The sequence below is a fragment of the Bacillus sp. 2175 genome, from assembly GCF_057812155.1.
This window is the reverse complement of record NZ_JBSZSU010000009.1, coordinates 118,310-129,601: the sequence shown is the minus strand read 5'-3', so window position 1 is coordinate 129,601 and position 11,292 is coordinate 118,310. Positions and strand designations below refer to the sequence as shown.

The 11,292-nt window shown below is 33.0% G+C and carries 7 protein-coding genes and 3 pseudogenes; 2 read left to right on the top strand and 8 right to left on the bottom strand.

The genetic code is table 11. From position 1 onward, the window contains the following. Positions 1-92: 92 nt before the first annotated feature. From ACXKY9_RS29625 to ACXKY9_RS29610, 4 genes and pseudogenes are all read right to left on the bottom strand, one after another. Positions 93-1,550, bottom strand: a pseudogene (locus ACXKY9_RS29625) (IS1182 family transposase). Positions 1,551-1,655: 105 nt separating this feature from the next. Then, complete coding sequence (locus ACXKY9_RS29620; RefSeq protein ID WP_000864460.1) at positions 1,656-2,108, bottom strand: hypothetical protein; 453 nt, start codon at positions 2,106-2,108, stop codon at positions 1,656-1,658. A 648-nt stretch (positions 2,109-2,756) separates the two neighbouring features. Further along, a pseudogene (gene tnpB / locus ACXKY9_RS29615) lies at positions 2,757-3,877 on the bottom strand (IS200/IS605 family element RNA-guided endonuclease TnpB). A gap of 245 nt (positions 3,878-4,122) precedes the next feature. Beyond that, on the bottom strand, positions 4,123-5,013 hold the full coding sequence (locus ACXKY9_RS29610; protein WP_000423181.1) for a LysR substrate-binding domain-containing protein: 891 nt from the start codon (positions 5,011-5,013) through the stop codon (positions 4,123-4,125). 221 nt (positions 5,014-5,234) lie between these two features. On the opposite strand from ACXKY9_RS29610, the pseudogene ACXKY9_RS29605 reads away from it, so the two are divergent. Both ACXKY9_RS29605 and ACXKY9_RS29600 read left to right on the top strand, forming a co-directional pair. Continuing rightward, positions 5,235-6,031 (top strand): annotated as a pseudogene (locus ACXKY9_RS29605) (YitT family protein). 635 nt (positions 6,032-6,666) lie between these two features. Then, positions 6,667-7,983, top strand: a complete 1,317-nt coding sequence (locus ACXKY9_RS29600; protein WP_000730548.1) for a metal-dependent hydrolase family protein — start codon at positions 6,667-6,669, stop codon at positions 7,981-7,983. Between the two features lie 319 nt (positions 7,984-8,302). Here ACXKY9_RS29600 and ACXKY9_RS29595 read toward each other — a convergent pair whose 3' ends face one another. The 4 genes from ACXKY9_RS29595 to ACXKY9_RS29580 all read right to left on the bottom strand — a co-directional run bounded on the left by ACXKY9_RS29595 (position 8,303) and on the right by ACXKY9_RS29580 (position 11,014). Further along, positions 8,303-8,695, bottom strand: coding sequence for a thiol-disulfide oxidoreductase DCC family protein (locus tag ACXKY9_RS29595; RefSeq protein ID WP_000526840.1), 393 nt, complete (start codon positions 8,693-8,695; stop codon positions 8,303-8,305). Positions 8,696-8,884: 189 nt separating this feature from the next. Next, complete coding sequence (locus ACXKY9_RS29590; RefSeq protein ID WP_000724589.1) at positions 8,885-9,505, bottom strand: sporulation delaying protein family toxin; 621 nt, start codon at positions 9,503-9,505, stop codon at positions 8,885-8,887. Positions 9,506-9,548: 43 nt separating this feature from the next. Beyond that, entirely contained in the window at positions 9,549-10,499 is a 951-nt protein-coding gene (locus tag ACXKY9_RS29585) for a sporulation-delaying protein SdpB family protein (protein ID WP_000473523.1), read from the bottom strand. Continuing rightward, positions 10,484-11,014 carry an SdpA family antimicrobial peptide system protein gene (locus tag ACXKY9_RS29580; protein ID WP_000827070.1) on the bottom strand — a complete coding sequence of 177 codons (531 nt, stop codon included), beginning with the start codon at positions 11,012-11,014 and terminating at the stop codon, positions 10,484-10,486. The genes ACXKY9_RS29585 and ACXKY9_RS29580 overlap by 16 nt, the downstream gene beginning before the upstream one ends. Positions 11,015-11,292: the final 278 nt, after the last annotated feature.

Sequence of the window (11,292 nt, the reverse complement as noted above, 5' to 3'; positions counted from 1 at the left end):
ACCACCTCAGAGTCAGTATGGAGAATCCAATTGAAAATGTACATATTTATTCAAGCGTTAATGTACATATTTAAGTTAGCATTTATAATCTCTTATCTGTTATTAGTTCTATGTTGGTTAATATAGATTCTTCTGTGTATTAAGATAAACGAAAAAACAACATAAAATAATAGAGTTTCAAAAAAATAGCCCTCCACCAGACCATTTTTGGTCAGATGGAGGGCTATTTTTTTCATGTTTTGACAAGTTGCGGTGAGATAAGCCTGCATTTGGACAGACTTCAGCCCCTAAATCGAGCATATCGATAGCCATGTAGTTCTTTGGCGTCCGCAAAGCTTCGCTCTATAGTTGAACAGCGTACTTTGTACAACTTTTTCCCTGTAACTGTTAGTTTGTTTTTTTTAACGATATCCTTATATTTCTACCATATATGATGAGTGATAACTTTTTGTTTTTGTTTCTTTGAAAAACATACCTCACGTAGCGGACAAACAGCGCAGTCTTCTGGGTTGGATTTATAGTGACGATATCCTTCACGATCCGTTGTCGCATACTCTAAAATACACCCCATCGGACAAGCAAATGCACATTTCTTCTACATATTTAAATTGGCTTTTTGGTACTTCCTTATTTCGTTTTCCAAATCGGTGATACCCCATCACCATAAATATATTTCTCTCCGATAATTTCTTACAGATATACCCTGTAAAATAGCCTGCATCAAGAGCTACTGCTTCCACTTTAAATCCGAATTTATCAATTTGAGCTTGTAGACGCGCTAAATATGGCTCGGAATCTGCCATATTTCCAGCCGTTAAATAAGTATCTGTAATAATATTGTACTTCGCATCAGTCGTACGATGGTCTAAAGAAATGAAAACCGTTCGGTTTTCCATCTCTCATTAAAAATCCACTATCTGGATCCGTAGTACTTATACGAGTTTTTTTAGTGGGAGTATCACTTTCCTTTCTGGGTTTTAATTCTTTTTTTCGTGTACCTCACGATCTTCAATTACCGCAGCTTCTAGTTCGTCTATGTAAAAATTTTCCTTTTCTTTTTTATATTTATATACAAACTTATTTTTATTAGCATTGGCCTTAATGTGCGTAGAATCTGTCATCAGCGCACGTCCTCCCACCATCCGGTACTCTGTCGCTTGCCTCACAATCTCATCAAAAATTTCTTAGAAAATATTTGTATGAATAAAGCGAGTACGACGATTCCAACTGATTGTAGAATGATCTGGAATAGTATCTGATAGAGAAAACCCTAAAAACCAACGGTAGGCGATATTCGTTTTAATCTCTTTTTCCAATTGACGCTCCGAACGAATACCGTAAGAATATCCAATAAACATCATTTTAAATAAAACGATAGGATGGATTGACGGACGTCCATTGTTTTCACAGTAATAAGGGCGTAACTTCCCTTCAATAAAATCAAAACTAATTGTCGCTTCAATCGCACGAAGGAAATGATCTTGTGGAACCAACTCTTCTACAGAAACAGATACACGTTCATCACGATGATTTTTTAAAGCACCCATCATAAAAAGAGGTTCAGACACAAAAACAGGCTGTGGAGAAGACTTTCTCCACAGCCTGAAGATAAACGAAAAAAAGTTCTACTCCTATTGAGTAGAACTTTTTTTCGTTTATCTCGGTAAATAATTAAGTAACTGTAATATTTCTCTTTTAAATTTTGGAGTTGCTTGTTTTAGTAATGATGGTACTTCTCTAAAGTGATTTATTAGGGCTTTGTTAATTTTTGTAGAGTAATCTTTTTTATCTCCTGTAAGTATATCTACTATATCTTTTTTTAATGGATTACTAACTTTCCCCCACAAAAATTCTGATTCCTGAAAATGCTTATTAATAAAAATTTTGACTTGATTAATAAAAGGGTCATTTTTTTGCTGTATAGCGTCTTGTAACTGCAATATTGATATGTCATAATTTTGAGTTACTTGTTTTTCCTTCACATGACTTATATTCTCAGCCGCACTTACACTTGATCCGAAAGCACCTAAACCACTAACCCCAATTACACCTGCCAAAGCAATACTTGTACATTGTTTTACTAATGATTTCGATTTAATAACTTTCATAACGCTTCCCCCATTTATAATTTAGATTTTCTTACAGTTAAATTTTACCATGTTTTTTCACCTGATTAACTGTTAAATGTTACAATAAAACGAATTATTATAATAATTATATATTCATAAAATAATGCAATTAACTTTTTCAATTACATGTCCATTTTTAGCAAGTTGATACTTTTCGTTATATCCCTTTTACTACGACCATTTCTCTTTGCACAAATTCATTCAAAAGATTGGACTGATTACACCTTTACTTTTTTAAACAGAGCGAGAATATAATTAATTGCATAGCTTTTGAATGCAACTGTTAAACAAAATAATAAGATGAGTAGACTGACGCCCATTATTTCCACAATAATACGGACATCCCCCTCTTCAATCAAATTTGGTGCGGTTTTTATTGTACAAAACTAATACACAATTCCCCTATATTTTTCATATAAATTTCCATAAGAAATCTCTCCTGTTCCTCTCTTTAACACACAAAAACAAATTATTCCAAAAAAATAAGGATGTGGAAAATACCTTCTCCACATCCTTGAAAACCGTAGCTTGATTTCAAACTACCTCTTTAAGTTGAACTATCCCCACTTTCACTTCGTTTAGAAGTGGGGGATTCCTAAGTAAAGGGTTCTATCGAACTCTAATTGATTAGGCTATCTCCGCAGTCCTTGCGGTTAGAAGCCTTATCGCTTCATGCTTTAGATTGATACTTGCGTTAATATCCCTATCATGATGTGTTTGACATGAAGGGCAAACCCATGTACGTAGGTTTAGATTCTTAACGTCTTTATTTTGATATCCACAACAAGAACATAGTTGGCTGGAAGCAAATGTTTTCGATACGACAATGACTTGTTTTCCGTACCATTTTGCTTTGTATTCTAACATGGTTCGAAACTGTGACCAGGATACTTCACTAATTGCTTTTGCTAACTTATGATTCTTTAACATATTCGATACTTGCAAATCCTCTATACCGATAACATCGTGGTTTTTGATGATTTCAGTTGAAATTTTGTCCAAGTAATCTTTTCTAGAGTTTGATATGTATTCATGAATTCTAGCTACCTTTACTCGTTGTTTATTCCAACGAGAAGATCCTTTCATTCTTCTAGAAAGGACACGCTGTGCTTTCGCCAATTTCTCTTCTAATACTCGAAAAAATTCTGGGTTTTTATAAGTTGTTCCATCTGACATAATGGCGAAATTTTTTAGTCCTACATCCATTCCAATGTAAGAACTTGTTTTCGGAAGTTCTTGTACTTCTGTTTCGACTAACAATGATACAAAGTATCTGCCAGAAGGATTCCGTCTAACTGTAGCATTTACAATACGTCCCGTTATTTCACGACTTTTGGCAAATCGAACAAGACCTAGTTTTGGCAATTTTATTTTGTTTCCTACAACGGCAATGTTTTCATTTGTTTGTTTTGTGGTATACGATTGTACGTTATTCTTCTTATATCTAAAGCGCGGGGCGCTGTTTGTTTTTTGAAAAAGCGTGTATACGCATCCGCAAGGTTGCGAACAGACGACTGAATCGCAATACTGTCCACTTCTTTTAGCCAAACAAACTCTTTCTTCATGGCAGGAAGCTTGGCAGAGCATGTACCATATGTCAAACCTTTTCCTGTCTCTTTAAATGCGTGATCCCATAGGGATAGGAAATGATTGAATACAAAACGAGAACAACCTATCGTTTTGTTAATTAGAATTGCTTGTGCTTGATTTGGATAGATACGAAACTTATAGGCTTTATTAATTATCATTTAATTCACCTCCATTTCGGTATATGACTATTATACACCAAACGTACATTCGATGGATAGTGAAGTAACAATTTATGTATGTCGAACAATTAAGATGGCTCCTTGCCATCCCTTGTTCAAAGCCAATTCATCTCCCACCTACTCACTTCGCGTTCCTTGAGGAAGGAGTCTTCTTGGCTAAAATGATAAAGTCTGTAAAGCTTAAACTTAGACCAAAAACAAACTTAATTATATCTAAAAATCACCTATTTTATAAACTCATCACCATTATTATTAAATTCAAAATATAACCCCAAAAATTTTTCTAATATTTCCGATTTATTGTCTTTTCGCCAAGCAAGTGACGCCTCAATTTCAGTATTTATATCCTCAACTTTCCGTTGTATTAATCCATTTAATGGATTAATTGATGAAGGTAATAATGCTACCCCCATCCCATTTGCGACTAATGCTGAAACCGTTTGTAGATCATTTGCCTGGACGGTTATTTTCGGTGCGAAACCAACATTTTGAAACAGGTTCATAAACGTATCATAATAAAATGGCGCCGCTGATCTAGTTGCCATAATAAAAGGTTCATTTTGCAAATCATGAATATAAATTGATTGTTTGAGCGCAAGAGGATGTTTTTCAGGAATAATAGCCTTAAATGACACCTTTTTGACTGGCCTTACATGTATTTTACTACTACTTATTGGTGCAGCTAAAATTCCTATATCAATTTTTTTTTCAATTAAATTTTTAACTTGAATAGGTGTACTAAGTTGTTGTAATACGATTCCAACTTTAGGATATCTTTCCCGGTATCTTTGAATAGTTTGGATAAGATCTTGTACTGATCCACTGAATCCTATTACAAGTTCACCTTCAGTCCCGGTAGAAGTTAATCTTGTGCTGATGCATGCTTGTTCAACTTGATCAAGGATTTGATAAGCTTTATCCAGAAATACCTGCCCAGCATTAGTTAACTCCACATGCCGTTTTGTCCTATTAAATAATTTAGCACCAATTTCCTCTTCTAATTCTTTAATTTGCTTACTAAGAGGTGGTTGGGCAATATGTAATTTTTCCGCAGCTCGACTAAAGTTCAGTTCCTCTGCAAGAACCAGAAAATATCGAATGTGTCTTAATTCCATTTATCATTCCTCCTCCCTAGTACTTATACCTAAAAGGTATTAATAAGACACTTTTTAGGTATTTCTATTAATTATTAATTTTGTTTAATATTAAGTCAAGGTAAAAACATTACTATTAGAATGGGTGATAGCATAAATTACTTCCAATAAGCAGATAACCTATTATTAGTTTTTGAACCTAATCAAATGCTTTTTATTTTAATTACCTCTAAAGTTTTGAGATAAGTGAAAATTTTGGTTCTTTCATTGCAGCACTTTCCTTTAATCTCTTCCTAATCCCCCACAAAGTTTTAAGCAGTGGTATTAGTGGAATTGCAATCATTATTGGAATTTTAACACCCTTTAATACTGGATCAGTTAATTTCCTTTTAAATTTACTTATCATAATATTAGGTTATATTAGACTTGAAAAAAATTCATAGGGTATACAATTTTATCAGTTATCACATTTTCGACAGCATTATATGCTATTCCAATACATGTAGTGACAAACGACGTACTCCTTTCTTCATTGTTTGGTGGCGTTATTGCTGGTATAGGTATTGGACTTGTATTCAATTGCAATGGGTCAACAGGTGGATTTGATATTATCGGTATATTGCTTTCACGAAAAAAAGATATTCAGCTTGGAAAATTCCTAATCGTACTTAATACTATTGTCGTTATTATCTCTGGATTTTTCTTCAATTGGGATATTGCCTTATACAGTTTAGTATCTATTTTTATTACAGGGAAAGTCATAGATATGATTCACACAAAACACCAAAAAATTACTCTAATGATTGTAACAACTCATGTAGAAAAAATGAAAGAAAACTTTCTTTCTAACTTTGCACATGGGGTAACTTTATTAAGTGAGAAAGGGGCATACTCAAATGAAAAAAAATATATATTAATGACTGTAATCTCACGAGTAGAGCTAGCTAGAATAAAAACTATAATTTCTGAAGTCGATCCACATGCTTTTGTAAATATTACAGAATCAACAGAGGTATTAGGGCTATTTAGAAAAGGATAAATTAGAAAATAAAAGAAATGCGTATAATCACTTTCAAAAATTCTGTACAATCACTTTCAACATTTATTAGTACCGACCTACATTCTTCTCTTTAATATACTAACCATTGTTTGTGTTTATATAAAAACCACTTTGAACTACTCACCACTTAATATTCTTACAGACTTTTTGAAGTGGGAGATTCCTGCGAACACCGATGTATCCACCGGTTATCTTAGCAGGCTATGCCCGTAGTCCCTACGGTGAAAACATAAGTATCTTATACGTTGACTCACCACGCTTCCTACTTTAGCTTGGTTTTCGCAACTTCAGTAAACGTGGGGCGAAAGAACGTTGAAGATTTTACGGTTGCAACGTTTTTCTACAACCAACCTCATATCTTCAGTTTTCAAAGAGCAATCTGTACAAGTCTATGGTAGCAAACATGTTGGCTTATACCAACCGACATTCATCTCCCACCTAAAATTGGTGTTTCACACCTTAACACTTTTGAGGAAGGAGTCTTCTGTCGGAAAACGATAAAACATTGAGTATAGTTCAGGGATGATTAGGAGAAGATGTAGTAAGCGAAAAATAATATAGTTTTTTATTTAAATAAATTATTAATTTACTTTTAAATTGAGGATGATAATTATATGAAAAAGAAAACGGCATTACTTAATTGCACTATTATAAACGGCGACATGAATCGAGAAATTGAAAAAGATATGGTTATTCTAGTTAATAATCTTGGTATTATAGAAAAAATTGAAAACCGTCAAAATATAATTATTCCTAAGGAATATGAACAAATTGATATAAAAAATCAGTTTGTTATGCCCGGACTCATAAATGCACATGCACATTTATTTTCTGATGGAAGCCCTACAGGACTATCTTTTAGTGAAGAAGTATTAAATTTTGGAATTAAGTTATTAGATACAAAATTAGGAAAGAAATTTATTTACAATAGAATGAAAAAAAATGCTCTAGTCTCATTTCAATCTGGTATAACTACACTTCGCTCTGTTGGCGAATTTTTCTATCAAGATGTGAAATTGCGTGATGATATACAAAATGAAAAATTGATTGGTCCAGACCTAATAGTTTCCGGTTTCTTTATTAGTGCCACAGGTGGGCATGGGGCACCATATTTGGCCCTAGAAACAGACGGTCCTTGGGAGGGTGTGAAAAATGTACGAAAAAATGTACGCCAAGGTGTAGATTTGATCAAAATTTGTGTAACAGGTGGCGTCACAGATGCAAAGACAATTGGTGAAGCAGGAAGAATTCAGTTAACCGAAGAAGAAGTATACGCTATTTGTAAAGAAGCTCATAAAATTGGCATGATGGTAGCCGCACACGTAGAAAGTACCGAAGGAGTTAGGATTGCTTTAAAAGGTGGTGTAGATACAATTGAACACGGCGCTACGATGGATGAAGAAATCATTTCTCTTTATAAGCAAAATCCAAATGCCTTACGAGGATATACGTCACTGATTCCAACATTTCAAGCTGCATACCCCTATACATTACTAGACAGGAACATAACAAATATCAATGATGTACTTTTTGAAAACGCAAAAATCGTGTATACAAATATGATGATTAGTTTTCAACAAGCAATTGATAATGACATTAGTGTAGGTGTAGGAAATGATGCGGCAATGGCTTATGTATCACACTATGATCTATGGCGAGAATTGGATCATATGATTCGTTTTGGTGGCATCAATGAAAAGAAAGCACTTCATTTGGTTACAAAGAGTAATTCAGAAATTTTAGGTATTAGTGAAAAAGTAGGTACGATAGATGTAGGAAAAAAAGCCAATTTATTAGTATTACCTGATGATCCTATAAAGAACATCAAAAATTTATCAAAAATAAATTTAGTAATAAAAAATGGTGTTTTATTTGAGGATTTAAACATAAAAAAGAACGAAAAATTGGATAATATATTGGATTTAATTTAAAAGGATTTTCTTTTCCTTAAAAACAAGATATCATATGGATTTCGTTTTCCAAATTTATGATATTGTAAAATAATATGTTTCATCAAGGAGCTGACGCTTAAACATCTAAACACAAATCGATCGGTTTGTCATGAGAGTGGCGATGTCACACCACCAACTTGCACGTCAGCGATACCAGAAATGGAATTCGCCTTTGTTAGCAAGAATCCCAATGATGTTAGTCAGCTTGCCCCTTTAGGGGGAAGTGTAAAATGTGCAATGTCAGCCACATTAAATAAAATATGTTCTCCCATTTTTCATTTAATTATTCTTATATATATTAATCTAAAAATCTTCTCCTTATTTCTGGCGGAGGTAGTTGACAAGTATTTCGTTTTCCAAATAACTTATATCGATTTTTGGAGAATTTATCATATAAAAAATTACGAATAAACTTTGGAATTAATAATAGAAAAACTGCTAGCTTCCAAGGATAATCCAACTCTTTACAAATATTTATTACAGCATCTGATTTAATATAATATTTACTATGTTTAATTAAGACTATACTTTCTATGTTTACATCTATATTATATCGTTCTAGTAATTCTCTTCCGACATCCCCTCTAAGTGAGGCGTATTGAAAGTTACCAATAGTGTCTCTTTTAATAATAAATTGTACGCTTTGGTTACAAAAATTACACTCTCCATCAAATAATATAATATTTCCCATATAGGTCTCCTTTCTGTATCCAATACGACAGTAAAATTATAAAATTGACATCAATACAGATTTATTATCCGATACTTCACCTATTCAAAACTATAAAAACAGTTGTCAACTAAACATATGTTAACAACTGTTTCATTTATTATCTCAACCGACTTAAACTCATTTGTATTGTTTGCCAAAAATTAGAAATTAAAGATTTACAACGATATCGTGTACCAATAAATCATTAGATAGGTTATCACCATTCATAGATTTACCCCATGTATTAACAGCTGCTGTAGCTAAATACACTGCAGCGCCAGCAACATATACTGCACCTGCAGCTACTTGAGCCACTACTGCAGCGTAATAAATTGCAACTAATCCAAGAACTGCACAACGCCCAGTTCCAGTCCCATCTTCAGCCACTTCTAGGCTAGCCGATGAAACGCCCATATCTTTAGTAATATCTGTTAAAATTTCTCCACCTTTATTTAAGGCTTTTTCAATTTTTTGAGGATTATTAGAATAAACCGCAGCTTCTAACTCTGCTAGATAAGAAGCATCTTTTTCTTTAACTTTTCCCACTAAATCATTAGCTTGTTTTTCCATCTCAGGAGTATTTGTAGCTTTTCTTAACTCCTTAGAATAGAAATTAGGTAATTTTTCTGCCACTTTTCCTTGTCCAAAGAATAATCCTTTAAATAATTCTTCACCAGAAAAAACTTTTACACTTGCCTCTGTTACAGCGGCTTTAGCCTGCATACTTCCTTGAAACATTACGCCCATTAAAAGAGCAAAACTCATCAATGATGCTACAATTTTCTTCATTTTATTTCTCCCTTTTTATAGAATAAGTCGGTGATAACCACTATTAAGATACAAATTTTTTCTTATCTAAAATGTCCTTTTCACTTTTAGTCTTAAGAGAATTTAACTTTGATATAAATTTAAATTCTCTATTTAATGGATAATAGGACAAAATTAAACCTGCACACATAATTATCGAAAAGCTATGTAATCCTAAAACTATAGCAATACCAGCATGTAATAACACACCTGAGTAAAGATATATTTTCCAATATTTATTTGAACCAATTAGAGAAGCTGCTAAAAACAGTTCTATAATTGTAGTACCCCAAGTTATGAAAAAAACAAAAGGTGATGCCAGTAATGGATTTATAAGATTCGCTAAGGTGCTATTCAACCCCAGCATAGGATCACTAAAATAGTAATATACTGCTGTTCCATCTAGCCATTCAGGATTCTTCAATCTAATAATTGCTGCTTGGAAGTAGATGAAAGACATTTGTATCTTTACAGCAACTAAAAAGACTAAAGATATTATTCTAAAATGCAATTGAGAATTGGATGTTGTTTCTTTTAAACCAGTCTCCCAATGCCATTTTCTCTTATCTAATAATGTGACTGGGATTAGTAACAAAGTCAGCACAGTTGCGACTTGTTCACCGCCATCAAGAGTTATAGCTGTATTTTGAATTGAAGACGCAACCCACCAATGTAAAACACCTGTGTACCTTGGTCTCCATCCAGAAGCAACTAATAGTAAAATCAAAACTGCTAACCACTTAAATAGCCCTAAATATGAACCAGAAGCTAGGCAAAATATACTAATTGAATAAATTGAGCATGCTGGAAATTCTTCTACCCCCGCAACAGGCCTGAATAATGTAGAAACATCATTAAAAATTAAAGTAACTAAGGTAGATAAGGCTATTAACGACCTGGCTACTCCATAAACACTAGTCCAAGGATTATTAGAAATCGCCCAATTATAAGCAAAACTATTTATTTTTTTGAACATATTGATTCCACCTTTACAAATTCCGAAGACATTTCTGAAGGCGATGTAATTCCTGCCCAGGCCCAAGGTACTACTTTTCTTGTTACTAGTGTATAATCCCCACATAAAATTGGTTTAGGTGTTGGATTTTTGACCTTCACTCTTTCATGTGTTTTTTTAACACATATATCAATATCTTCGTCACATTTATTGAATTTTTCTTTTTGTACTTGTGCCACTAGTAATCCCATTTCAATCCCCTGTGATCTACCACCACGATTTATACCAAATGCATTTTTGATAGTGTTATTTGGCCAACCCACAGCAGATTCTCCATTCTCATCTAAAATAAATGTATAATCATCACGAGGTGGCTTACTAAAAAACCCCCATCCTTGTGGGAAAATTTTCATTACAGTAAAACTCTTTAAATTACTTATAGGATTTTTAGGTAAGCTATTTTGAGATCCCATCAGAAATAAAATAAAAATAAAAATTCCTGTTAAAACAAGCGTAGAACCGTATAACCGTTTCATATACCCCTCCAAATTTAATAACTATAATAAGAACAATTAATTAAGTAGCTAATTAATTAATTGATACAACATTGTAACTCTTTTAATTTTTATATACAGATTATTTGCTACACACTGAATGATATCTTTAGACACAAAATTTCACAAATTTATCACAAATAGTATATTAATTTTATAAAATATTATGTTTTACAATTACTAAGCCTAATTTCCCCACACTAAACAAACTGCATCTAAAATAAATTACACTATTGGATATAATTTCCTTGGAAGTATGG